Origin of the sequence: Streptomyces decoyicus, assembly GCF_019880305.1 — a bacterium.
Lineage (GTDB): Bacteria > Actinomycetota > Actinomycetes > Streptomycetales > Streptomycetaceae > Streptomyces > Streptomyces decoyicus.
This window is the reverse complement of the sequence record NZ_CP082301.1, coordinates 8,355,199-8,378,568: the sequence shown is the minus strand read 5'-3', so window position 1 is coordinate 8,378,568 and position 23,370 is coordinate 8,355,199. Positions and strand designations below refer to the sequence as shown.

At 68.0% G+C, this 23,370-nt stretch carries 24 protein-coding genes and 5 pseudogenes; 12 read left to right on the top strand and 17 right to left on the bottom strand.

The genetic code is table 11. The features are described from left to right. Positions 1-23: 23 nt before the first annotated feature. Positions 24-376 (bottom strand): annotated as a pseudogene (locus K7C20_RS36720) (transposase); the annotation flags it as partial. On the opposite strand from K7C20_RS36720, the pseudogene K7C20_RS36715 reads away from it, so the two are divergent. Beyond that, a pseudogene (locus K7C20_RS36715) lies at positions 372-618 on the top strand (IS5/IS1182 family transposase); the annotation flags it as partial. The pseudogenes K7C20_RS36720 and K7C20_RS36715 overlap by 5 nt on opposite strands. Before the next feature lie 43 nt (positions 619-661). Here the strand turns inward: K7C20_RS36715 and K7C20_RS36710 are convergent. The 3 genes from K7C20_RS36710 to K7C20_RS36700 form a co-directional block, all read right to left on the bottom strand. Continuing rightward, a complete protein-coding gene (locus K7C20_RS36710; RefSeq protein WP_030075162.1) occupies positions 662-1,090 on the bottom strand; it encodes a VOC family protein in 429 nt (142 codons plus the stop codon). Between the two features lie 523 nt (positions 1,091-1,613). Next, positions 1,614-1,871, bottom strand: a complete 258-nt coding sequence (locus K7C20_RS36705) for an META domain-containing protein (RefSeq protein WP_150127291.1) — start codon at positions 1,869-1,871, stop codon at positions 1,614-1,616. A 62-nt stretch (positions 1,872-1,933) separates the two neighbouring features. After that, a complete protein-coding gene (locus K7C20_RS36700; protein ID WP_150127290.1) occupies positions 1,934-2,272 on the bottom strand; it encodes a hypothetical protein in 339 nt (112 codons plus the stop codon). 540 nt (positions 2,273-2,812) lie between these two features. On the opposite strand from K7C20_RS36700, the gene K7C20_RS36695 reads away from it, so the two are divergent. Next, entirely contained in the window at positions 2,813-3,517 is a 705-nt protein-coding gene (locus tag K7C20_RS36695) for a Clp protease N-terminal domain-containing protein (protein ID WP_048828545.1), read from the top strand. Positions 3,518-3,733: 216 nt separating this feature from the next. Then, positions 3,734-3,913 (top strand): annotated as a pseudogene (locus K7C20_RS39575) (helix-turn-helix domain-containing protein); the annotation flags it as partial. Positions 3,914-4,047: 134 nt separating this feature from the next. On the opposite strand, the gene K7C20_RS36690 reads toward K7C20_RS39575, so the two are convergent. Beyond that, a complete protein-coding gene (locus K7C20_RS36690; protein WP_030075165.1) occupies positions 4,048-4,491 on the bottom strand; it encodes a MarR family winged helix-turn-helix transcriptional regulator in 444 nt (147 codons plus the stop codon). A 112-nt stretch (positions 4,492-4,603) separates the two neighbouring features. Here K7C20_RS36690 and K7C20_RS36685 point away from each other — a divergent pair, with 112 nt between their 5' ends. Beyond that, on the top strand, positions 4,604-5,161 hold the full coding sequence (locus K7C20_RS36685) for a quercetin 2,3-dioxygenase (RefSeq protein ID WP_030075166.1): 558 nt from the start codon (positions 4,604-4,606) through the stop codon (positions 5,159-5,161). 660 nt (positions 5,162-5,821) lie between these two features. Here K7C20_RS36685 and K7C20_RS36680 read toward each other — a convergent pair. Together K7C20_RS36680 and K7C20_RS38785 are read right to left on the bottom strand one after the other, a co-directional pair. Further along, positions 5,822-6,054, bottom strand: a pseudogene (locus tag K7C20_RS36680) (trypsin); the annotation flags it as partial. Between the two features lie 141 nt (positions 6,055-6,195). Continuing rightward, a complete protein-coding gene (locus K7C20_RS38785) occupies positions 6,196-6,393 on the bottom strand; it encodes a hypothetical protein (RefSeq protein ID WP_245171471.1) in 198 nt (65 codons plus the stop codon). A 456-nt stretch (positions 6,394-6,849) separates the two neighbouring features. Here K7C20_RS38785 and K7C20_RS36670 point away from each other — a divergent pair, with 456 nt between their 5' ends. Beyond that, positions 6,850-7,404, top strand: a complete 555-nt coding sequence (locus K7C20_RS36670; protein WP_053209637.1) for a DUF6328 family protein — start codon at positions 6,850-6,852, stop codon at positions 7,402-7,404. 227 nt (positions 7,405-7,631) lie between these two features. Here K7C20_RS36670 and K7C20_RS39150 read toward each other — a convergent pair whose 3' ends face one another. The 3 genes and pseudogenes from K7C20_RS39150 to K7C20_RS36655 all read right to left on the bottom strand — a co-directional run bounded on the left by K7C20_RS39150 (position 7,632) and on the right by K7C20_RS36655 (position 10,154). Further along, positions 7,632-8,093 (bottom strand): CGNR zinc finger domain-containing protein, encoded by a 462-nt coding sequence (locus K7C20_RS39150; protein ID WP_280922013.1) that lies wholly within the window; start codon positions 8,091-8,093, stop codon positions 7,632-7,634. 531 nt (positions 8,094-8,624) lie between these two features. Continuing rightward, positions 8,625-8,803 (bottom strand): annotated as a pseudogene (locus K7C20_RS39570) (ATP-binding protein); the annotation flags it as partial. Between the two features lie 577 nt (positions 8,804-9,380). Beyond that, on the bottom strand, positions 9,381-10,154 hold the full coding sequence (locus tag K7C20_RS36655) for a hypothetical protein (RefSeq protein WP_030075169.1): 774 nt from the start codon (positions 10,152-10,154) through the stop codon (positions 9,381-9,383). 519 nt (positions 10,155-10,673) lie between these two features. On the opposite strand from K7C20_RS36655, the gene K7C20_RS38770 reads away from it, so the two are divergent. Genes K7C20_RS38770 through K7C20_RS36635 form a run of 4 tightly spaced genes read left to right on the top strand, consistent with a single transcriptional unit; the run spans position 10,674 to position 14,494 of the window. Continuing rightward, on the top strand, positions 10,674-10,937 hold the full coding sequence (locus tag K7C20_RS38770; protein WP_078953347.1) for a hypothetical protein: 264 nt from the start codon (positions 10,674-10,676) through the stop codon (positions 10,935-10,937). Positions 10,938-10,977: 40 nt separating this feature from the next. After that, positions 10,978-11,928 carry an alpha/beta fold hydrolase gene (locus tag K7C20_RS36645; RefSeq protein ID WP_222892707.1) on the top strand — a complete coding sequence of 317 codons (951 nt, stop codon included), beginning with the start codon at positions 10,978-10,980 and terminating at the stop codon, positions 11,926-11,928. Next, positions 11,868-13,727 carry a class I adenylate-forming enzyme family protein gene (locus K7C20_RS36640; RefSeq protein WP_053209636.1) on the top strand — a complete coding sequence of 620 codons (1,860 nt, stop codon included), beginning with the start codon at positions 11,868-11,870 and terminating at the stop codon, positions 13,725-13,727. The genes K7C20_RS36645 and K7C20_RS36640 overlap by 61 nt, the downstream gene beginning before the upstream one ends. Next, positions 13,724-14,494, top strand: coding sequence for a hypothetical protein (locus tag K7C20_RS36635; RefSeq protein ID WP_245171468.1), 771 nt, complete (start codon positions 13,724-13,726; stop codon positions 14,492-14,494). The genes K7C20_RS36640 and K7C20_RS36635 overlap by 4 nt, the downstream gene beginning before the upstream one ends. A 221-nt stretch (positions 14,495-14,715) precedes the next feature. On the opposite strand, the gene K7C20_RS36630 is transcribed toward K7C20_RS36635, so the two are convergent. Next, on the bottom strand, positions 14,716-15,237 hold the full coding sequence (locus K7C20_RS36630; RefSeq protein ID WP_030075173.1) for a MarR family winged helix-turn-helix transcriptional regulator: 522 nt from the start codon (positions 15,235-15,237) through the stop codon (positions 14,716-14,718). Between the two features lie 40 nt (positions 15,238-15,277). Between K7C20_RS36630 and K7C20_RS36625 the strand changes: the two genes are divergently transcribed. The 3 genes from K7C20_RS36625 (at position 15,278) to K7C20_RS36615 (ending at position 17,624) form a co-directional block, all read left to right on the top strand. Next, complete coding sequence (locus K7C20_RS36625) at positions 15,278-15,901, top strand: DsbA family protein (protein ID WP_030075174.1); 624 nt, start codon at positions 15,278-15,280, stop codon at positions 15,899-15,901. Between the two features lie 7 nt (positions 15,902-15,908). Continuing rightward, positions 15,909-17,138, top strand: a complete 1,230-nt coding sequence (locus K7C20_RS36620; protein WP_048828548.1) for an MFS transporter — start codon at positions 15,909-15,911, stop codon at positions 17,136-17,138. Between the two features lie 201 nt (positions 17,139-17,339). Then, positions 17,340-17,624: a hypothetical protein gene (locus K7C20_RS36615; RefSeq protein ID WP_048828549.1), complete on the top strand. Its 285-nt coding sequence runs from the start codon at positions 17,340-17,342 to the stop codon at positions 17,622-17,624. A gap of 396 nt (positions 17,625-18,020) precedes the next feature. On the opposite strand, the gene K7C20_RS36610 is transcribed toward K7C20_RS36615, so the two are convergent. The 6 genes from K7C20_RS36610 to K7C20_RS36585 are packed head-to-tail and all read right to left on the bottom strand — an operon-like array spanning position 18,021 to position 23,022. Beyond that, complete coding sequence (locus K7C20_RS36610; RefSeq protein ID WP_030075177.1) at positions 18,021-18,332, bottom strand: antibiotic biosynthesis monooxygenase family protein; 312 nt, start codon at positions 18,330-18,332, stop codon at positions 18,021-18,023. A gap of 33 nt (positions 18,333-18,365) precedes the next feature. Then, positions 18,366-19,613 carry an MFS transporter gene (locus K7C20_RS36605; protein ID WP_048828550.1) on the bottom strand — a complete coding sequence of 416 codons (1,248 nt, stop codon included), beginning with the start codon at positions 19,611-19,613 and terminating at the stop codon, positions 18,366-18,368. 13 nt (positions 19,614-19,626) lie between these two features. Continuing rightward, on the bottom strand, positions 19,627-20,757 hold the full coding sequence (tal, locus tag K7C20_RS36600; protein ID WP_030075179.1) for a transaldolase: 1,131 nt from the start codon (positions 20,755-20,757) through the stop codon (positions 19,627-19,629). 30 nt (positions 20,758-20,787) lie between these two features. Then, positions 20,788-21,621 carry a mycofactocin-coupled SDR family oxidoreductase gene (locus tag K7C20_RS36595; protein WP_030075180.1) on the bottom strand — a complete coding sequence of 278 codons (834 nt, stop codon included), beginning with the start codon at positions 21,619-21,621 and terminating at the stop codon, positions 20,788-20,790. 37 nt (positions 21,622-21,658) lie between these two features. After that, a complete protein-coding gene (gene rpe, locus K7C20_RS36590) occupies positions 21,659-22,360 on the bottom strand; it encodes a ribulose-phosphate 3-epimerase (RefSeq protein ID WP_030075181.1) in 702 nt (233 codons plus the stop codon). Beyond that, positions 22,357-23,022, bottom strand: a complete 666-nt coding sequence (locus K7C20_RS36585) for an HAD family hydrolase (protein ID WP_030075182.1) — start codon at positions 23,020-23,022, stop codon at positions 22,357-22,359. Before K7C20_RS36585 ends, rpe begins: the two co-directional genes overlap by 4 nt. Positions 23,023-23,370 lie beyond the last annotated feature (348 nt).

The window sequence follows — 23,370 nt, the reverse complement described above, 5'->3', positions numbered from 1 at the left end:
CGGCCACCGGGCTGTCAACGTAAGCCGTGGGCGGTGCCCTTCCGGACGGCCTCCGGTGGGATGCCGCCGGCCCGGAGAAGTCGGCGGTCCTTGTTCGTAGTCGTAGCCGCGGTCGGCGAACAGTCGGCCTGGCCGGTGACGTGGCCGGCCACGTGGTCTACGAATGCGGGGAATCGCGTCCAGCAGGGGCATCAGTTGAGTGACATCGTGATGATTCCTGCTGGTCAGCGAAACGGCCAGAGGAGTGCCATGGCGGTCGACGATCAGATGGTGCTTGCTGCCGGGGCGGGCCCGGTCGACCGGCGAAGGTCCGGCGTGAGGCCCCCTTCAGCGCCCGGACGTGCGAGCCGTCGATCGCGGCGTCGTCCATGTCCAGCAACCACCAGGTCGTCATCGAGGCAGACACCCGACTCGTCGTCGCCGCCGTCGGCCGGCCGACCGGCCGACCGGCCCGTCACAGGCAACGGGAACGACTGCGCGGCGTGGGAACTGTCCGGTGCGAAGGCCGCCGTCGGCCGGGCCACGGCCAGCGCGGACGGCGGGTACCGGGGCACCGGCCTGCTCATCCCGCACCGCCGTGAACGCGGCCCGACCGAACTGCCAGCTTGGCAGGAGGAGGTCCAAGGGAGGCGGCTCCCCACCTCACCAGCTCGGAGAATGCTCAGTCGACACAGAACTCGTTGCCCTCGATGTCCAGCATCGGGATGCACGAATCATTTCCGTCGTACAGCGTTTGCACGTGTACCGCGCCGAGCGGGACCAGTCGTGCGCATTCGGCCTCAAGTGCGGCGAGGCGCTCTTCACCCACGAGTCCCGTACCGACCCGCACATCGAGATGCAGCCGGTTCTTGGCGGCCTTCCCTTCGGGGACGCGCTGGAAGTACAGTCGCGGGCCCACACCTGAGGGATCACTGCAGGCGAACCATGAATCCCGCTGCTCAGGTGGCTGCGAGCGCTTGAAATCGTCCCAAGTGGCAAACCCCTCCGGTGGTGGCGGCACGACGTACCCCAACACCTCACACCAGAAACGAGCGAGGCGCTCAGGTTCTGCGCAGTCAAAGGTGACTTGGAACTTCCTGATCTCTGACATCGGCGCACCATACCAGGGGCTCTCTGCCGCACCTGGCGACGGAGCCCACCGATGGCCCCCAGGATCCACTCCTGGCCAACTACCCTCATGCCAAAGGCCAGTTACGGGATCGCCCTCACCCGACGACGGGGTCCCGAGCGGTTGCTGGGCTCTATGCCCTTGCGTGCGATGCGAACGTCGACTGTCTTGCGCCCCAGCGCCCTGCGGCCGCACCTTCGACGGAGGAATCAGCGGCTTCGCGAACTCCCACAACCCCTCCGGAACAACCAAACTCCACCCACCCCGCCCCATGTTGATTCCAGCGAGCCTTCACCGCACAGGGCCCCGTCAAGCCGTTCGGCCAACCCGAGCGGACTGTCCCAGGACACCACCGTGAACACCAGCAGTATCTTCCGCGCAATATCGACGGCTAGTGCGGGCGTGTGGGGCGGTTGCAACCTACCGGGCTGCGACGGGCCGGAAGACAAGACCTGTGGCCAGATCCTCGCTGGTGTGGTCGTCCCTCATGTAGATCCCGCCACTGTCACCGGTATAGCGGTAGTTCAATGAACGCTGCAGCGTCTTGAAGGCGGATGCCTCGTCCTCCATGTTCTGTGCTGCGCAGGTGCGGTGAGTGGTGAGTGGTGAGTTGGGCGTCGCGGAAGAAGACGTGGGAGCCGTTGAAGAAGACTTTGGCGGTGAAGTCGTTGCAGCCAAGCTTGCCGGTGACGGTGCCGTCGCGGTGGAATGCGAAGGAAGTGTCCTTGGCGGACTTGACGTCATCGGAGCTGTCGTAGGCCATCCGCTCGTCAAGTTGGAACTTGGTGTCGAAGATGCCCGGGGATCTGACGAGGGTGAGGGTGGCTACGTCACCGTGCTTGTTCCGCAGTTGCGGCAACGAGCCGGGAGGCGGCCCTCAGGTTGCTGCTCCAGTTTCTTCTCGGTGATCTTCAGCGGGCCTCGGTGGAAGAACTTCTTGACCTTCGACTCGAAATCTGTCAGCTCCGAGTTCCGTGGTGTGAGGCCCTCCGCTTTCGGATTGTGCGCGTCCGGACCCGTGGAGCCCGCGAGGTCCTTCTGCCGCTTCTCCGGCGTCGGGCATGAGGCCGTCTCGTCGGGCGGAGCAGGCGTCGCCGAAGGAGGGGGCAGCACCGGAAGGTCTTCACCCAATGTCAGCGTGGTTGCCTCCAGTTCGGCTTTCACTCGAAACGGGGTGCAGCCGTAGTCCCCTGCGACTGTCCCGTCATCGCGGAACTCCACCCACGGACTGGCGGTCTGGGGCCCGTGCACCTCTTGTCCGTCCACCGTGAGCGTGAGGCCGTCGAAGGCCCAGATCCCACCGAACAGCCTGCCTCCGGAACCTCCTGGCCCCCTCTTCGTGGGGGAAGCGGATGCCGTACCATCCCCGCTCCGGCCGCCCTCATCACCTGAGGCCGCCCCACAGGCCGAGACCCCGCCGCACCCCATTGCTATGCCGGCGACGATCCCCGCAACACGTCTTAGAGAGATCCGCATGCCTACCTGAACGCCTTTCGTGGAGATCCAGTTCCACCGCCTGCGGTGACAACCCAGGCGTGTGCAGGTGTAGATGGCCGAGTCGCTCCACCCATGGGACACGGTCTTTGTGGGTCGCGATCGGGCCCGAGCTGCACCGGGCCATCGCGTACGAAGCCGCGGGAGCAGATCCAGAACTAGCGTCAATTACAAGTTGACGATGCGCGATCGTCAACTTAAGATTGACGCATGAGTCCACTCGACATCAGTCTCGCCGACCTGATCGCCCGTCTCGACGAGGAACTCCCCGACGCCAACGAACTGGCCCGCATCAGCGAGGCGCGACTGCGCGCTCAGACCCTGTCCGACCTCGGTGACCAGCTCATCGACCACTACGTCAGCAAGGCCAAGCAGACCGGCGCGTCGTGGACCGAGATCGGCGACGCCATCGGGGTGTCCAAGCAGGCCGCCCAGCAACGCCACGCACCCGGCCCTTTCGAGCGGTACACCGACCTGAACCGGCACAGCATCGTGCTGGCGCAGGAGGCCGCCCGAACGCACAAGCACGACTTCATCGGCACCGAACACCTCCTGCTCGGCCTGCTCGGCGAACCGCGGGGCCTGGCATACGAGGTGTTGATCGCGAAAACCGAGTCGGAGCAACGCATCCGCGACGCAATCGAGGAAGCGATGCCGCCGGCCGGCGCGAAGGCGCTGCGGGGTCACATCGCTTTCCGGCCGGAGAGCAAGGAGGCCATCGAGCAGGCACGCCGCGCGGCGGCCGACCTCGGCCACGACTGGGTCGGCACGGAACACGCACTGCTGGGCCTGATCCGCACCGAGGAGAGCCCAGCCGCGCAGATCCTGCGCAACCTCGGCTTCACGTCAGACGAGCTGCGCGAGACGATCAAGACCGAGATCACCAAACGGTCCGCCGCGCGCGACAAGCAGTAGCGAAACGATCAGTCGCCGCGGCGGACCGGGCAGGCACAGCCTTCCCACCCGACACGGGATGGTGCGCGGGCGGACACCTCGCCTAACCGCACGGGTGTCCGGGGAGCGAGTCGCACGGTTGCATCTGCCGGGTCAACATGGACGCATGACGCGGCAGTTGACGTCTGCAGACCGGCGACGAGGAGGAGGAAACCGGATGCAGAGGCCCAGCCGAACATGATGCTTCGGCGCCTGGGCGGTGCCCTCAAAACCCCGCGGCAACGCACCGGCATGAACCTCGACGATGCCGCCGCCCGGATCGGACTTCCCAGCGGAACCACCCTCGGCAAAGTCGAGAACGCCAAACGGCTCGTGTCCACCACCGCCCTGGACGCGTACTTCACCGCCTACTGCGTCGGCGAAAAGGACGCCCGCCGCGAAGAGATCCGCAAGCTCGCCACGCTCGCCGGCTCCACCCGCCCGCGCCAACCTCCTGCGCCGGTACGGCGATGCTGTACCCGATCCCTATCCGACGGGCAGCACCGGGCGCCTCACTCCGAGCTCGGGAAGGGCGGCCGCCCCCATGGCGTCTCCAGCACCGTGCGCAGGGCATCGACCTGCCCCCGACCGATCCGCTCGGCGAGCTGCTCCTCCAGCCGCTCAAGGATGTGGCAAGCCTGACGGTGTGCACGTTCCCCCTCCACGGTGCGCCGGATCAGCCGCCGGCGGGTGGCGGCGGGATCGGGGACCTGTGCGAGAAGCCCGGCGGTGACCAGGCCGTGCACGGCCTGATGCGCGGTCTGTCGGGTGACGCCCATGCGCCGGGCCAGCTCCGACACCGTGGTGCCCTGGTCGTCCAGCACCGCGAAGAGCTGCGCCTGTGCCGGGGATACTCGTGCGGCGCCACCTGCTTCCAGGGCTGCCAACAGCCCCTCCTCGAACCAGCGCCGGGCGTCACCGAGCAGCTGAGGGAGATTGCGGGGAGTGGACTGCATCTGTTCCTCACGATGGCGGAAAGGGGGCCGGGCCACTTCGACGGCTTGCTCGCCCGAACTTGTAATGTCAGGCTACCTGACATCCTGGCAGGGGTAGATCCGAGGAGAACGCATGACCATCGAGTACGCCACCCGCTACCGGGGGGCCTCACGCATACCCGCGGAACCAGGCACGCCCTACTTCATCGAGAAGGGCGAAGGGGACCGCGCACACCTGTTCGGCGATCTGATCACCATCTACGCCGGTGGCGAGCAGACCGAGAACACCTTCAACTTCTTCACCGTCGAAGGCCCCAAGGGCGATCTCATCCCGGCCCATCTGCACACCGACACCCACGAGATCTTCTACGTCACTGCCGGCGCCGTCCGGCTCTTTGTCGAGGACACCCGGGGCAAGCAGCAGGAGAAGCTGCTCACCCCCGGCGACTTCGGCTTCGTGCCCAAGAACTGCCCCCACGCCTACCGTATGGAGCGCCACCACAGCCAGGTCGTCGGCGTCGCCGCCGGTCCCGGCGGCACTTTCGAGCGGTTCTTCGACAGCCTCGGCGCGCCCGTTGAGCAGCTCGGCCTGCCCGCCGAGCCAGTCATCCCGGAGCCCGGCAGATTCGCAAGCGTTCCGGAGCAGTACGACGTGCGATTCCTTCCCGATCATCGGTGGCGGGCCCGCTGAGCGCCGGGAACGGCCATACGATCGGCGTGATCACCGCATACGGCAAGGGCATCCAAGTGGCATGCAGCGCTCAGTAACTGCATTGGGCTGTGGTCACGTTGCTGAAGGGCAGGAAGACGGCGCGTGCGCTAGATGGCGCGGCCTCCGGGTACGCACGAGCCACTCGTGCGCGGCCGGTGTCCGGTTGTGCCGCATGTCGTCGGAGATGAACCGGGGCCGGTGACCGCTGTCAGTGGCCGGGGGGGGACGATTCCGATCGTGACCACGACCTTGCCCTTGACGTTGCCCGCCTCCCTGATGGACACCCCTCGTGTCGACCCCATCGTCGACGGCTGGGCCTGCCGCTCGGGCAACCGTGGCCGAAGGCCCCCACGCACTTCGCCCTGCTGGACTGCACGCCCGCCGGCGAACTACTCCTGGCCCACCACAAGCAGCACCTGCTGCTCCGCGTGCGGTGCCCGGTCCCGTCGCGCAGCCGGCGACCCGTTCAGCTCGGTCGAGAGCAGCAGGTGCCCGTCCCGATCTCGACGATCACCACCCTTGCCGCGCCGCGGATCCGGTGATGCCGACGACGGGCGGATGGGGCGTCGTACGTCGAAGTGTCGAGCGTGGCTGCCGTACCCGGGCGTCGGCGGCATCCGCTCGTGCCCGCGCTCTGCGCTATCGCCGGGTGACTGAGCGGATCCAGGCGAGTTGCTGGGAGATCTCCCCTGCCTCGGCGATCTTCTCCCGGTCGGAGCCGTCAAAGACGCCGAGGAGGGTTTCGGTGCCAGGTGGGGCGATGCTCATCACCGGGCCTCCGGAGTCGCCGCCGGCGGGAATCCCGGACACCTTTTCCATGCAGAAGTCCGAGCGCCCGGTGCGGTGTGGCCGTCGCACCGGGGATCCAACGGCCAGGGCGCTTTTTTCGGCTCTTCGCAGACGTCATGGGAGGGGCGGGCCGGTGCCGAGGGGGCGCCCTTACCCGCTTGTTCAGGCCAGCTCCGGTGCCGGGCGCCGCCGGTGTGTGGAGGACCGTTGGCGCCCGGTTGTGGTCAGGAGCAAGGCTTGTAGAAGTGCTTCCAGCCGTCGCTGGGCATGGCCGGCGGCTCCGGCGTGGTCCCGAACTCGCCGTACTTCTGCTGCAGTTCGTAGTCGTAGTTCCCCGGGCCGCTGCCGGCAACGGTCAGGGGCAGGGTGACGGCCGCGACCGGCACGGCGATCAGGCGTACGAAGCATCTCGAACTCCTCATGTCGTTGCTGCGAGGGGAGATGCCGGCAGCGCCCTGGGCGTTGATGCCCGGATCGCTGCATTACACAGCCGTGACGTGCGAACGGGAGCACGGAGCACGGGACGATCCTGCTGCTCGGCGGAGCAGGCCGCCGGACGGGGACGGGCGACAGGCGACAGGCGACAGGCGAGCGTCGCCGACGGAACGGCCGGGCATCGGTGTTCATGCTGCTGCGACCGGGTCGCGGTAACGGCGGGAACCGAGCTGGCCGCTTCCGCCACTCCCGCACCACCAAGGCGGCGGCCCGGGGCCGCTTCGTTGAACGAGAAGCTAAGCACGCACCGGCGCGAGTCTGTCGCGGATCGCGACCGGCCTTCGCTGACAGGCCTGACGTGCGTTTTTTGGGGGCGCAGGGACGTGAATCCGCTGCGAGGGGGAACACGGGTTTCCTCAGTTTTTCTCAGTTGGGAGGATGTCATGACCGTGACGGGTCCGTCGATGCCATACACGTCGCAGCACGACTCTCTCTCCTGCCACGGGTCGGCTCCCCCGCCGGTCGAGGAACGGCAGGAGACTGCGCGGGAGCGGGTAAACCGAAGGTGGAACGAGATTCTGCAGGAGACGAGAGTCGCGCAGACCGGCGTACAGATCCTCTTTGGTTTCCTGCTGAGTGTGGCGTTCACTCCGTATTTCCACGAACTGGGGACCTTCGACCACGTCGTCTACGTGATCACCGTGATACTCGGGGCTTCCGGCACCGGAGCACTGATAGCGCCGGTGTCGATCCACCGTTTTCTGTCCGGCCAGCGCATGAAGGACGACGTCATCACGATCGCGGGCCGGCTGATGGTGTGCGGCATGGTCCTCCTCGCGTTGACAATCGGCGGCACACTCCTCCTGCTCCTTCACGTCGTCGTACCGAGCCTCCTCGCAGAACTGCTCGTCGGTGGTGTCATGATGTGGTTCGCCCTGTGCTGGTACGTACTGCCTGTATTGCTTCGTCGGCGCTCTGCCCGCCGAAACAAGGCGTAAGGCGGCGCACCTTGCCGCCACCTCCGCGGCGATGGCCGGCGTCGAGCCTGCAGCCGGATCAGTACCGCGTGGGCGCGCTCTGGATGGATTGATCACGAGCGGTGTTAACAGCCGCCAGGCGCAGTGCGGGCAGACCGCTCGCCCGACTACAGTCGTACAGTTGTGTCGGAAGGGACGTGAACACCCCCAACGACGCACGTCTGAAGGCCAGACGGTCGACGGGCCGATCAGGGCTTGAAGCGTGAGCGTCGGGAACGGTGTCGCATCACTGCTTCGGTGTTTCCGCAGCGTGCTGTGCAATATCGCCGTTGCCCGTTCCTGGACGTGTCCACATAGGCTCGGGAACACTCGGAGCGCATGCATCGCCCCAGCCGTGCTCCTCCTTCCCAGCACAGGACGAAGGCAAGGCCACCAGCGGTGACTGCCTTGACCCGGGAAAGTACGTCAGCCGAGTCGGGCACGAAGTGAAGATGGGGCTGAAGGCCGTCGTGGGTGCTCACCCAGGGGCGGATAGTTGCCTCCACCAGCAGGTCGTTCACCGCTGAGCACTGCTCAGCCGCATCCCTGCAACCAAATACCCGAGCCAGTTGATCTCGCCAGCGCGCAAAGCACTCCACATCGGCATCAGTGATTTCTGCGCGCCGGATCTCGTGTGTCTCGAGCAGCCTTTGGATGCTCGTAGCGCTCATCTCGGGCAGATTGATCAAATCTGCGGACAGTACCGCCCCAAGGCGGCCGTAATGATTTTGCTTCACGTGACCTTCTCGGACGTCACGAAACCCCACGCGCCGCGGTCTGGCGGTCTCCGCTCTGCTCGCTCACCTGGATCAGCTGAATGTCGGAGCAAGCGATCATCCATCCACTGGTGGCGCACCACAGGTACCGCACCATTCCTTCGGACGTGAAGTGTTCTGATACCGGTCGGCAGGATGCGGAGCAGAGCCCACATGAGGGGCACCACCACGATCCAGGCCGCACATCTGAAATTCGTGCCATGTCCGCCAGGGTGCGGTCACGGGTCAAATACATTCAACCATTACATCCACGGCGCGCGAAGGCGCTGGTCACCTCACGGCCAGAGATCGAAAACACCTACGGACAGCAGATGATCTCTCCTCCGGGCCGGGCGGCGGACTCGTGCAGCCAGTGGCGTTCTCTGGCGGCAGCGGGCCGGGCCCGGGTGCCGGCGAGCCGGTAGGGCTTTCCGGTCTCGTTGCTGTTGCCGCCGAAGGTGCGCTGTTCTTCTCCTCCCGCTCGGTCAGCACCTGGAGCAGCAACTCCGCGCCGCAACGGTCCAGTTTGATGTAGCCGACCTCGTCGATGCGCAAAAGATCGACGGGTCCGTAACTGGCGATGGTCTTGGTCAGCACCTTCTCGCGTCCGCGGCCTCGACCAGCTCGTACGGGCCTACGCGCGCATGAAGGCGCAACGGCGAGCCCTGGCGGGGGCCGCCCGTACCTTCCACGTCAACATGGATCTGCTCGATCCGCGCATGCCCGAGGTGTCGGACGGCGCAGCGCGGCGATCGGACGGCGCGGCGCTGCGAGCCGTCGCCGAGGGCCCGACGGGGTGGTCCGCCGGGGTGCTCGGCGGGGTGCCGCCAGGAGCCCATCTCCGAGATCAGCGAACCCGAGCAGGACGTGCGCGAACTCATCGCCCTCGCCAACGGCTCCGGCAGCCCGGCAACATCAAGGGCAGCCAGCACACATTGCGACCGGCGCCCCGGCGTCTGCTGGCTTGGCTCCGTAGGTTTCACACTCGTCGAAGCCTGGCCTTGGAGGCGGGGCTGTTGCGGCGGGCGCGGCGTCTCGGCGGAGAATTCACTCACGACTGGCCGCGCCCTGGCGGAGTTCTGCGGGCAGGAGGATGGCTCGGCGGAGGACGAAGGCCGCGCGGCGTGGTGCAGAACATGGCACGCATCGGCAGGCGGTTAGGGCTCGACCGTGACCGGATTCTCGGCACGCATCGGCAGGCGGTTACGGCTCGACCGTGACCGGCTTCTCGGCACGCAGATCGCTGACGAAGCCGCCGTTGACCACGCGCATCCAGTAGGAGTGCGTGCGGTCCGCGGGGGGAATGTCGGGGTGACGCTCCAGCTTGCGGTCCATCGACGTGGCGCCCGCCTGGACGTTCCGTTGGAACGTGTAGGGATGCCACAGGCCGAGCTCGCTGGAGTAGAAGGGCTTGCGCTCCATCAGGATGACCTGGTCCGGGTTGCCCTGCGCGGGCTTCCACGTGACGCGGACGGTGGCCGGGTCGAGGCGGTCGACGGACGTCGGCCCCGGCGCCTTCGGGATCACCGATGAGTCGGCGGGCTTGAGGTCATCGCTGTGGATCATCCGCGGTACGGAGGGATCGTAGTTCTCCGGATTGTCCAGCTTCCCCGTGACGCGGAGCGCGGTGGGGGCCTGGCCCCGCTCGCCCGCGCACGCGTCGACCTGGACGACCTTGCGCCAGTCGTCGGAGAACCTCACGTAGTCCTCCTTCTGGGGCGTCAGCTCGCGGGCGCCGCCGCCGAAGACGCCGCTCACGGAGTAGACGTAGCGGGAGTCGTGGGAGCGGACCACCTGGTAGCTGCACCGGTCCACGGCCGCGGCGCGCGCGTCGATCACCGGCCGGAGCGACCGCGCGTCACCGGCAGCTCCGGCGGCGGGGGCCGGCGGGGCCGCTGTGGCGACGCCTGCGCCCGCGGCGAGGGCACCGATACTCAGCGCGCACGTGGCGACGGCGGCAGCGATACGAGAGGTCATGCATCCTCCGGTGACATCCAATGGCTCACGGGGAGCCGGCGAGCAGATGACGTGCTGGGCCGGCCCGGCCCGCCTGCGTGGCCTGGCCCCTGGTCACGGATACGCCTGCGGGGCGGGACGCCTCGGACAGACGTTGTGTCGGCCCTGGTCGGGGATAGCGACCCGAGCTGGACGCTACCCCCAATTGATAGTCAAGAAAAAGCCAAGCCGCAGTAAAGCGTAGGTTTTGCGTCACCTTTCGGCTGACTCCGTTCACAGCCGGGGCGCCAACCAGCCCCGGTGTCGGCGTATTTGCGTATGTGCAGAGGTAGCTACGGATGAACCTGCAGAGCAAGTAGCCGCCGCATGCCGCTCATTGCCATGCGAGATGATGGGGCGGTGGATCTTCGTTAGTTCAATCGGACCGGCTGGACTGCCATCTTCAACGGCACCGAGACCGAGATCGGCCGCATGGTGCGGGTGGAGGCATGGGACCCCGCAACCGGAACGGCACTTGTCGTCGATCCCAAGCGAGGCGCCATGCGTCCCGTCACGGACTACGAAGACTTCTCCCACCTCGAGAAGGCCGACCAGGTCGTAGCCGCAGTCCCTGGCGGCGGGTGGCGGGCGCAATGGAATGACGAGGGCCCGGGAGATTCCCCGCTCACGGAACAGGTGCTCGCGTGGCTGATCACCTCGCAGGGCCGGGCGACCGCCATCACCATGGACGCTCACGGACATGTCGACGACGCCGATAGCGCCGACGTCTTCATCCCGCCGGGCGAGGAACTGGGCCGGGCTTGAGGCTCCGGATCAGGCGACTGCCATCTCGCGCTCGATGGCCTTGAGAGGTTTTTCAGCCGGGCTGGAGCCGACGATCCGGAACGTCTTCGAGGCGCCCTCCCCCGCCGCGCTGAGCCGACTGCTGGACCGGGACCCGTCCCCGAGCGCACCCGCACACCTCGTGCCGTTCCGGACCGGCGGCCCGGCAGCACCGGTGTTCTGCGTCCATCCGCTCAGTGGGATCAGCTGGCTGTACTCGGGACTGTTGCGGCACATCGACCCCGGCCACCCGGTGTACGGCATACAGGCCGAGGGGCCCGGCGGAGTGGCGGATCTGCCCGACACCGTCGAAGCGATGGCCGAGCGATACCTGGGCCTGCTGCGTGCGGTCCGCCCCAGCGGCCCCTACCACCTGGTCGGCTGGTCCTTCGGGGGACTCGTGGCGCATGCGATGGCGGTCCGACTGCACGAACTCGGCGAGCCGGCCGGATCGCTCTTCCTGGTGGACACGGTCGCCGATACCGAAGCCGGACCGGAACAGCCCATCGACGACCAGCGCATCTTCCGGCTGCTGCTGACGGCCGCGGGGCTCGACGGCGAGCGCTTCGCTTCCGCGGAACTCGACTTCGCCACCGTCTCGGCGCTGCTGCACCAGGAAGGCAGCGTGTTCGCCCGGTTCACCGAGGACGACATCGGCCGCGTCATCGCGGTGTCGCGCCACAACTACAGGCTCGCGCGGGCCTACCGGCCACCGCGCTACCCGGGGGATGCCACCTACATCGAAGCGGCGGCGAACGCACCGCGCCGGGTCCCGCACCATGACCTGTGGCGGCCACACGTCGGCGGCGAACTGACCGTCGGCCACACACCCGCTCCCCACCATCGGGTGCTCCAGCCGCAGCACGTGGCCGAAATCGGAGTCCAGCTCCGCGACTTGCTGAGGGGGCCGCGTTGCTCCGCACCGAGGCCGGCGGCACCCTTGCCGAGTTGCCCGCCGGTGCGCGGGTGGTGATCAGGCTGCCCAACGGCCGCGCACTGGCGGACGTGCTGCTCGCCTGCTTCGACCTGCATCTCGTCGCGGTCCCGCTGCACCCGCGCGCCACCGACCGGGCGGTCGCGGAGATCGCCGAGCGCGTCTCCACGGCGGCGCTGGTGGACATCCACGGCCTGCACCGCACCGCCCTGCCCGACATCCACGCGGCCCCCGACGACCTCGCCTTCATCATGTTCACCTCGGGCTCCACCGGCCCGCAGAAGGGGGTCATGCTCAGCCGCCGGGCGGTCTTGGGCAACGCGGCCAAGACCGCGGCACTGCACGGACTGGCACCGGAGCGCCCCCACGGGACCTGCCTCCCGCTGTACCACTGCAACGCGCTGGTCATGTCCCTGCTCGGCACGCACCTCACCGGCACGCCGCTGACCCAGCAGGCCGCCTTCGACCCGGCCGGCTACTTCGCCGCGCTGGACGCCGCCGGGGCCAGGACCGCCTCCATCGTGCCCGCCCTGCTGGCGGACCTGCTGGAGGTGGGCCCCGACTGGCCGGACGGCCTGGAGTACCTGATCACCGCGGCCGCCCCGCTGACCAGCGACCTCGCCCGCCGTTTCCACCGCCGCTACGGTCCGCGCCTGCGGCAGGGCTACGGCCTGACCGAGGCGGTCAACTTCAGTTTCACCATGCCCCGGCTCGACGACGCCGAGTTCCACGACCAGTACCTGGAACACGTACCCCCCGTCGGGGCGCCGCTGCCGGACACCGAACTGCGACTGGAGTCCGGTGAGGTGTGGATCAGAACGCCGGACCTGATGACCGGCTATTGGCAGGACGGTCGCACGACCGCCGCCACGGTCACCGACGACGGCTGGCTGCGCACCGGCGATCTGGGCGAACTGCGCGACGGCCTGCTCGTACTGCGCGGCCGCGCCGGTGAGCGCATCAACCGGGGCGGGGAGAAGCACTACCCGCTCGACATCGAACAGGGCTGGCGCCGAGCGGGCCTGTCCGGCCGGTTCGCGGCGGTCGCGGTGGACGAACCCGCACTCGGCCAGGACATCGGGCTGGTCGCCACGGAGCAGCCGGTCTCCGCCGTACGCGAACTGTACGAGCGGACGCCGCTGCGCCCGGCGGCCCTCCAGTTCGGCGGCCTCCTGGCGACGTCCACCGGCAAGCCCCGGCGCAAGGCCATGAGCCGGGTACTCGCCGCGCGCCGGCTGGCTCCCGCGCGGTACGAACGGTTGCTGCGCTACGCCGCGGCCACCGCGCACGACCTGCTGCGCTCAGGGGCCGAGCACTCCGGTCTGCGCGCGCTCGCCACGCAGGCGGAGGGCCGCCCGCACGCGCACGAGGAGGCAGTCTTCGGCGCCTTCGACTTCCTGCGCGAGCACTGGCACCACGAGGACGACGCGGAACTGTCCCGGGCCAAGGCCCACTGGCGCACGATACTGCTCACCGAGTGGCCTCTGGCCGTGCACGGCGAGCTCGCCGCGGAGGTGTCGGCCCGCCACGGGTTCGAGGGGCCGTCGGTGCCGTTCGACACCGAAGCCCGGTTCGGCGGCGGCACACTTCTCGTGCTCCCGCACGGGCCCCCGGCCGACGGCCCGGTGTGGCCGCTGGGCCCGCTGCTGTCCTTTCTGGACGGTTCTCCCGCGGACGGCGAGGCGGATCGCTGGACACGGCTGACCCGGCTGCGCGCCCGCGGATTCCCGACCACGGGCTGCTCGGTACTGCGCGCCGGGCGACACGACCTGGGCGGCGTGCTGTGGGCACGACAGCCGGATTCCGGACCGAACGAGCACGCGGGAGCGACTGGATGACACACGGCACCGAAACGACCGGGCGGATGAAGCAGTCCCCCGACCACGAGGACGAGATCCTCGACGTCCGGCGGCACCAGGACCCCGGCCGGAACCGGCTGACTCCGGTCGTACAGCTGCCACCGGACGTCGCCCTGAGCGTGGTCGACGCCCTCGCCGGTCTGGTCCGGGCGGCACACCGCACGGAACAGGCTCGCCCCACCCCCGACGGCGTGCTCGCACAGGCGCAGGAGTTCGAGGAGGGCGACGTCTTCATGCTGGAGCCCCCCTTCGAGGGGTTCTTCGCCGACCGTTACCTGATGGACTTCTACGACACCGCCGAACGCGACATCTGCTCGCGCATGCACCTGCACACCGGGCTGCGGTTCGTGCGGATGATGACCGGTCCGGAGACCACGATCCGGGTCTCCAGCCTGTCCCCGATCACCGTGCGCCCCGCGGCGGCGGGCTGGACCGGTCCGCTGCGAGCTTTCACCGACGCGTTGCCCGGTACGCCCACCGGGGTGCGCCGGGACCGGCACAACGTGATCGTGCCGCCGAACTCCTGGGTGGACATGCAGATCCCGCGCGGGGTGTCACACCAGTTCAACGCGGTGGGACCGAACGCGGTGATCGACTCGGTGCACCCGGAGGAATCCATCGAGACCCTGCGGGAGGGAATGTCGGGGTACCGGATGATGGCGCAGACCATCTTCCTCGCCAAGGACAAGAGCCCGGCCACCACCTGCGCCGACCTCACCGATCCGGACCACACCACCCGCCACTGACCACAACATCTGTCCGGTGCCACACGACATCTGTCCGGTGCCATTTGTCGCCGGGACGCGGCTGCCGGCGGCGCAGCTCCTTTCGCGTAGGCGGGACCGAAGGTTCCCTCCGGAGCTGGGGCCCGGCGGGAGGCGCTGGGGAGGCAGCTCCGCTCCGGACGGTCCGTGGCGCGCGAGGTCCACTTCGGGGGAGCTGGTCAGGGGCCGCAGGTGTGTCTACGTCACGTGACATCGTCTGCGGGTGACCGGTCACCTGCGTCCAGCGTTGAGGCGAATCGTTCGAGCAGGCCGGCAAGCTGAGTTTGCTCCTCCCCACTCAGCCCGGCGAGAAGCCGACGCTGGTTGTCCAGGTGGACGCCGATGAGCTCGTCGGTCAGTTTGACGCCACCGGCGGTGAGGGTGATGAGACGCCCCCGCGAATCGGTCTCGGCCACGGATCTGCTGACCAGGCCACGGGCTTCGAGCCGGTCGACCCGTTTGGTGATCGCGCCGGTGGTGACGAGGACGGTGCGGCTGAGCTCGCCTGCGGACAGGGCATGAGGCGCCCCTGAACGTCGAAGCGCCGCTAGGACGTCGAAGTCGCCGCTCCCCAAGTCTGCAGCGCCGAAGGGCGGGCGTAGCCGTTGGTCCAGTGCGTCGGTGAGCCGGAAAAGTCGGCCGATGACGAGCATCGGTGTCGCATCGAGATCGGGCCTCTCGCGTTTCCACTGTTCGACGATGGTGGCGATGGAGTCGGGCTGCATGCCTTCCACTATACCTTCCATGGAAGCTAATCTAGCTTCCATGGAAGATAATGTTGCTCCTCAAGCCGCCACGGCGGTTGTCTGTTACTTCGACCCCACCTGCCCCTTCGCCTGGGTCACCTCCCGGTGGCTGCTCGAAGTCGAACGGCTTCAGCCGATCGACCTGCGCTTCCGGATCATGAGCCTCTCGGTGCTCAACGAGCACCGCGAACTCGAACCTTGGTACCGCGAGTTCAATGACCGAGCCTGGGGCCCGGCCCGGGTGTGCGCCGCCGCCGAAGCTCTCCACGGAAATGCCGTCCTGCGCGACCTCTACACTGCGCTCGGCAGCCGCATCCACGGGGCGCGCAACAAGGACTACGACGTGGTCATCACCGAGTCCCTCGACGAACTGGGGCTGCCCGCGTCCCTTGCCAAGGCCGCTCACACCGACGCATTCGACGGGCCCCTGCGCGCCGGCCACCAGGCCGGACAGGAAGCAGTCGGCGAAGAGGCCGGAACACCCGTGGTCACCATGGATGGCGCCGGCTTCTTCGGCCCCGTCCTCACCTCCATACCGGAAGGCGAGGAGGCGATCCGGCTTTTCCAGGCGGCTCGGACCCTGGCCGGGATGGACGCGTTCGCCGAGCTGAAGCGGGGACGCGGTGCGCTCGACCTCCGCTGAACCCGGCATGCGCACCCGCCGCCGCCTCATCGCCGCAAGCCTGGTCAGCTCGATCGGTGACGGCATATACGTGCCCCTGACGATGCTGTTCGTCCACTCGCTCACCAACCTGTCGCTGACGTCGATCGGCGCGGGCCTGACCGTCGCCGGACTCTGCGCCCTGGCGTTCATGCCCGTCACGGGCGTCTTCATCGACCGGTTCGGCGGCCGACGGGTGCTCATCGCCGCGCTCGCGTTACGGGCCGCCGGTTTCGCCGCCTACCCGTTCGCCGACTCCTACCCCGCATTCCTGGCGATCGCCCTGGTGGTAGCGGTGGGGATGTGGGCCTCCTCGCCCAGCCAGCACGCTCTCATCGGTGAGATCGCCGAAGGCGCCGAGCGTGACCGGCTGTTGGCGTGGGACCGCAGTCTGCGCAACGCCGGCATGGGATGCGGCAGCCTGGCGGCGGCGGGCCTGCTGGCGTTGAACGGCAACGCCGGCTTCATCGGCGCCGCGGTGGTTCTGGCCACCGTCTTCGCCATCGGCGCGGTGCTGGTGGCCCGGATCTCGGCCGTCCACGGCGGCGACAGGCGGCCGGAGGGAGCACGGGAGGGGTACCGGCAGGTGCTCACCGACCGGCCCTACCTGCTCATCACCGCGGCCAATTTCCTGATCGCCTTCGGCTACACCACCCAGGCCATCGCCTTGCCGGTCTTCCTCACCCGCGACGTCGGCCTGCCCGATGCCCTGGCCGGGGCCGTATTCGCGGTCAACACGGCTCTGGTTGCCGCGCTCGGTGTTCCGGCCGCCCGCCTGACCGGACGCGGAAGGCGCACACGCGCGGCCGCGCTCGGCGCCGTCATCTTCGCGCTCTCCTTCGCCGCCTTCGCGGCCCTCCCCCACCTCATCAGCGGTGCCGACGCCCTCGTCGCCGTCCTGGCGGTCGCGGTCCTCTACACCGCCGGCGAGCTCGTCCACTCCGCACCCTCGCAGAGCCTGTCGGTCCAGGCCGCCCCCGATCACCTGCGGGGACGGTATCTGTCGAGCTACCAGCTCTCCTGGTCGGTCTGCCGCACCACCGCGCCCCTGCTACTGGGTTTCCTGCTCGACGCCGGGCAATGGCAACTGTGGACGGTTCTGGCACTGATGGGCCTGACCGGCGCTGCGGTCCTGTTGTACGCCGAGCGGGTGCTGCCGGCAGACGTGGTCCGTACCCGCGAAGCCACCACCACCGTCCCTCAGGAAGCGACGACCTGATGGCCGAAAGCTTGCGCGAGCTCTCCCCGGCCTTGCCGTTGTGCCACCGCGACGGCCCCCGGGCGAACCACACCATGATCGACCCGGACGTGGCCTGCTCCTGTGCCCCATGCCGGCCGGGAAAAGCTCTTCTGCCGGTCTCCTGGCCCATCGCATCGTGGGTGAATCGCAGTGTGCGGCCGGAGGTGTCACGATCCCCTCATGGCAAGCGCGCAACTACCGGCAAGGTGGACCCTTGAGGAGATCCGCAACGTCTCCGGCGATCAGGAGGCCCTACCTCTCGACACCGATCGCTCCGTCGAGTGGGTGGCCGGGCCAGAAGGCCATGCACGGATCCACCCCGAGATCGTCTTGGGGTTTCATGACCTGTGTCTGGTGAAGCCGGTCAGCGACGAGGACTGGTACATGGGCAGTCTGAACGACGACGGCAGTGTCGACTGCTGGACTGCCTACAGCGATCTCTACGAGGCGCTTCGCGGTCTCTAGCCCAACCGCGTCGCTCCAGGTCAGCACGGGACGTCCCGCCTCAGCTTCCGTCTCATTCAGCCATGTTCACGGCTGGCTCTTCGGACAGGTTCCGAAGCAGGGGCCACCCCATGGGTCTGTCGGCCATGAACGCAGGTGAACGGCGGCCCCGGACAACTCGTCACGCCCACCAACAGACCTGGAGAGCGTGTTGGGCCCCCACGAGTGCGAATCTCGTCTCCTCCGCACTCCCTGAACAGGAAAAACGAAGGGTCCGGCCGCTCAACAGCCGGCCCCTTCGCCATTCCGTGGTCTCAGTTCTGGTCTGAGTTGGGCCTGTCCGCCCGAGCCTTGGTCAGCCTTGGTGCCTTCGCCGGTGTTCCGGCGGTTGACCCCGAAAGCCAAGGCCATACTCGGCTAGCCGACGGGAGGCTGCCCCACGGGCCGGGAGTCGAAGTGCCGCAGGGTGGGCTCGCGGTCGAAGAACTGCTCGATTGCTGCGGCGAACCTCCCGGCCTGCTCGCTCTTGGGGAACTTTTCCAGGTGGTCGTCGAGGTGCGCCCAGCCCACGCGCAGCAGGTAGGACCCTGCGGTCTCCACGTCGCGGTGGAGGTCGACGGACTGGCAGCCCTCGGCGGACTTCAGGATGGGGCTCGCCGCGACGAGCGCCTGCTCGAACTCGTCCTCGCGGCCGGGGGTTATGTAGAGGTAGGCGTATTCGTAGATCACGGGCTCCTCCAGGTGGCCAGGTGATGCGGATGATCAGCGCACGGTCTTGATCCGGGTGACGGTGAGGGCTCCTATGAGCCCGACGACCATCGTGAACAGGTAGAGAGCGGTGTAGTTGTGTCCCGAGCCGACCGCCAGCAGCAGCGGCGCGAGGGCGGGGCCGATGGACTGTGGAAGGACGTCGGCGCTGTTGATGACGCCGAGGTCCTTGCCGACATCGGCGGAGTTGGGCAGTACCTCGGTCGCCAAGGCCATGTCCACGGCGAAGTAGAAGCCGGAGCCGACACCCAGGAGGGCCTGTGCGACATACACCCAGGGCAGTGTGGTCGCGGTCGCCAGGAGGCCGAGACCGATCGCGAGGACGAGCACGGCCGCGATCACGAAGGGCTTGCGGCGGCCGATCCGGTCGGAGAGCCAGCCGCACAGGACCGCGGTCAGGCCGCTGAGTCCGTAATTGATCGTGGTCAGCAGCGCGACCGTGGCGGCTACCTCGCCATCGGAGACCTGCATCTGGGAGGTGAGGTAGTAGGCGAGGTAGGGGACGGGTGCCACGGAGGCGAAAAACGTCAGAAACCGCGTCAGCCATACCCAGCCGAAGTCCGGGTGGCTGCGGGGATCGGTCCAGAAGCTGCCGAGGAACTCCCGCGCGGAGAAGGGAACCTGGTCAGCCGGCGCTCCGCGGTCGCGCAACGGCACGGCGAACAGGGCGATGAGCGCAACCGCCGCCGCTGCGGGGACAAGGAACCCGGCGGTGCCCGCCGAGAACAGCGCTGCCGCTCCCATGCCGATGGGTACGGCCAGGCGCTGGCTGAATCCCACGACGCCGGAGACCATGCCGCGCTGTGGTGCGGGTACCTGCTCGGGCACAGTGGCGGCCAGCGCGGCGATGGTCGCGTTGAAGCAGAGCTGTGCCAGGCACCATCCGGCGGCGACCGCCGCGATGGACGGGATCAGAGCCATGATCGCCAGGCCGAATGTACCGCCGAGCACACCTCCGATGAGCCACGGCCTGCGCCGTCCGAAACGGGACGTGGTGCGGTCCGACAGCCGACCCGCCAGAGGGTTGGCCAGCAGGGCGACCAGGGCCCCGAGGCTCGCCACCACCGCGAGACTGGTCTCCTTGTGCCGCGGATCGACATCCTCGATGCGCAGGGCGAGGGTGACCAGCGCGACGGACAGCACTGCGCTGTACAGGCCCAGGTAGCCGAGCCCGAGCCGGACCACGAATGCCCGCGACACCCGTGGCCCGCTCTCGGTCGCCGATACGCCGGTCGATGTCATCGTGAGCCCGCGCTCATCGCGCGGCCGGTCCGTCGCTCAGGCGCCGGAGAGAACTCTCGACGCTTTCGAGGAGAGCCAGCCACGAGTTCTCGAACGCCTTGACTCCCTCCTCCTCCAGCAGCTCGACGACCTCGTCGTAGTCGATGCCCACTCCGGCCACTCCGGCGAAGACCTCCGCCGCCTGCGCGTACCGGCCGCGGATCGTGTCGCCTAGGAGGTCGGCATGGTCCGCCACGGCGTCCAGAGTCTCTTCCGGCAGGGTGTTGACCGTTCCCGCCGTCACCAGGCCGGTGACATAGCAGGTGTCCGGGTAGGCGGGGTTCTTCGTACTGGTCGAGGTCCACAGCAGCCGCTGCGGATTCGCACCGGCGGCCCGCAGCGCCCGCCACCGCTGGGAGCTGGTGATCTCCTCGTACGCCTCGTGAGCCAGGCGGGAGTTGGCGAGTCCGGTCTGGCCCCGCAATGCCAGGGCTTTCTCGGTTCCCACCTGCTCCAGGCGCCGGTCGGTCTCGGTGTCCAGCCGGGAGACGAAGAAGGAGGCCACCGACTCGATGCCGGACAGGTCGAGGCCCGCTTCGAGAGCCGCTTCAAGCCCGCTGAGATAGGCGTCCGCCACTGCCCGGTACCGCTCGATCGAGAAGATCAACGTCACGTTCACACTGATGCCCTCGGCAATGGCCTGGGTGATCGCCGAGAGACCCGCCCGAGTGGCGGGGATCTTGATGAGCACGTTGGGTCGGTCCACCATCCACCACAGCTGCCGGGCTTCGGCGACGGTGCCCTCCGTCCGGTGGGCGAGCCGGGGATCCACCTCCAACGAGATGCGCCCGTCATGCCCTCCCGTGCGCTCGAACACCGGCCGCAGGATGTCGGCCGCCGCACGTACGTCGGCGGTCGTCAGGACACGCACCGCTTCCTCCGCGGTGACCCCGCGCAGGGCCAGATCCCGCAGTTGTGCCTCGTACGCGGATCCCGAGCCGCCGGCGATGGCCCGCTGGAAGATGGAAGGGTTGGTGGTGACGCCGACCACCGACTTGTCGCGGATGACGGCGTCGAGGTTGCCGGACCTGAGGCGCTCTCGGCTGAGATCGTCCAGCCAGATCGACACGCCTTGTTCGCTGAGCTGTTTTAATCGTTCCGCCATGAGAATGCTGACTCCTCGCTGGTGCCGGGTTCAGGCTTTGATCGCGGCGCCAGCGTCCACCGGCAGGGTCGCACCCGTGACATAGCGGGCCTCCTCGGAAGCCAGCCACAGCACGGCGTTGCTGACGTCGATGGATTCCACCCATGGCACCGGGATGACGCTGAGCGCGGCGGCGGCCTCCGCGAACTCCTCGCGGGTCGGCTTCTCCACGTCAGGCAGCAGCAGCTTGCGCCCGGTGTCGTTCTGCACCATGTCGGTGTCCACGTTGCCCGGGTGGATGCTGTTGACCCTGATGTAATAGGGCGCCAGCTCGTTGGCGAGCGACCGCATAAGACCCACGAGCCCGTGCTTGGATGCCGCGTAGTGCGCCATGTTGGGGCGTCCGAGGGTGCCGGCAACCGAGTTGGTGAAGATGATTGACCCGCCACGGCCGGCTTCGATCATGTGTGGGATCACGGCCCGCACGGTGTTCCACGCCCCCGTCAGGTTGACGTCGAGCATGTCACCCCACTGCTTGTCGGAGAGCTCCCAGGCCCGTCCCAGCGAGCCGATTCCGGCATTGGCGCACACGATGTCGATGTGCCCGAAGTCCGTCAGGCCGGCCTCGACAACCGCCGCCAACTGCTCCGGCACACGGACATCGGCGCTGATGGTGAGGACCTTCCCGCCCTCGTTCTCGACGAGCCGCCGGGTTTCGTCGAGATCGTTGCGCGTCGCCAGCGTGTAGTGCGTACTTCCGACTTCCTCGCATATGTCGGAAGCGATGATGTGCGCCCCTTCCTGTGCCAGCCGGACAGCGTGCGAACGCCCCTGTCCGCGAGCGGCGCCGGTGATGAGGGCGACCTTCCCCTGTACGCGTCCCATGTGATCGTTCCTTCCGAGTGAAGTGGATACAGGCGATTCAGGACGCTTCGGCGACGACGAACTTCGCGTCCTCGGCCTTCGCACGCAGCGCGCGCACAGCGGCTGCGGGGTCGTCAGCGGCGTACACGGCCGAGCCGGCCACGAACGAGTCCGCGCCCGCCTCTGAGCAGCGCGCGATGGTGCTCTCGTTGACGCCGCCGTCGACCTGGAGCCACAGGGGTACATCGCGGCCGCTCACGCGTCGCAGCGCGTCGATGGCCTCGCGTGCCTGCCGGACCTTCTCCAACGTGAACTCCAGGAACTTCTGGCTGCCGAAACCGGGTTCGACAGTCATCACCAGGAGCGTGTCGACCTCCTCAAGCAGCCCTTCGTACGGCGACAGAGAGGTGGCAGGGCTGAGCGCGAGTCCCGCCTGCGCCCCCGCCGCCCGTATCGCCCGCAGCGTGCGGACCGGGGAGTTGGCGGCCTCCGCGTGGATCGTCACGCTGCCCGCTCCCGCCTCGGCGTAGCCCGGAGCCCAGCGGTCGGGATCAGCAACACCAAGGTGGATGTCGAGAGGGAGCCGCACGTTCTTCACGAGGGACTCCACCACCGGAAGGCCCACCGTGAGGTTGGGAACGAAATGGTTGTCCATCACGTCGACATGCAGCATGTCGGCGTCGTTCGCGACCGCGTCCGCCTCGTCGGCGAGCCGGGTGAAGTCGGCCGCAAGGATGCTCGGCGATATGCGCAAGGTCATAACTCAACTCCAGGAATATGTAAGGACATTCCGCCGGGCCGTTCCTGGAACGTGATGGAGCCCACGCCATCCGCCACGGCGTGCGCTCCCTGTAGTGCGCTCTCCTCCTGCCGGAAACGCACCGCGATGGTTGTCATGCCGGCGGCCCTGGCCGCGGCGATTCCCATCGGGGAATCGTCGATCCCCACGGCGGACGCGGGGTCGACACCGATCTTCCGGGCGGCGAGCAGGAACCCTTCCGGATGGGGCTTGGGATGGACGACGTCGTCCGCGCTGACGATCACCTCAGGCGCCGGCAGCCCGGCGCTGCGCAGACGCGCCAGCGCGACCTCCGTGTCGTTCGACGTGACGATGCCCCAGCGATCGGGAGGGAGCGAGGCAAGCACCTCCGCCGCGCCGGGCAGCGCGACCACCTTCGCGACACAGGCGCGCTCGGCGAGCCTGACCCGCTCCGCGTGATCCACGATCTCCCGCTCGGACAGGTGCGGAAGGAGGGTCCGCACGATGTCGCTGCGCTTCTGCCCGTAGAACCTCGACAGGTCGAACACGTCACCTACACCGACGGACTCCGCCCAGTCGCCCCAGCAGTCCTCAGCGTCTGCGTAGGAGTCGACAAGTGTCCCATCCAGATCGAACAAGATCGCGCTGTGAACTTTGCTCATGCACGTGCCTTCCCGCGGGAGGGGGTCTATCAGCTGGCATATTCACCGTATGCAGTTGTTTGTTGACCTCTGCATGGGCGAATCGGCCCTTCCGCATCAGCCGGCAGGAAGCACTTGACCTGCGGAGTCAAGGCCCGCATCAGAAGATTCTGTACCTATGGCCGATTCGGGAACGGCCGGAAGTCCTTGGCCCGCGGTGAAAACGGCGCTGAAGCCGGATGCCGACGGCGGTGCACACACCAGGGTGAGCGACTACTTCTTCACCAGCACTTCGGGTCAGCCACAACTGTCAGACAACTGGTCGCCGAAATCGCCGTATGGTTCCCCCCGTTGTCGGACCCGGCGGTG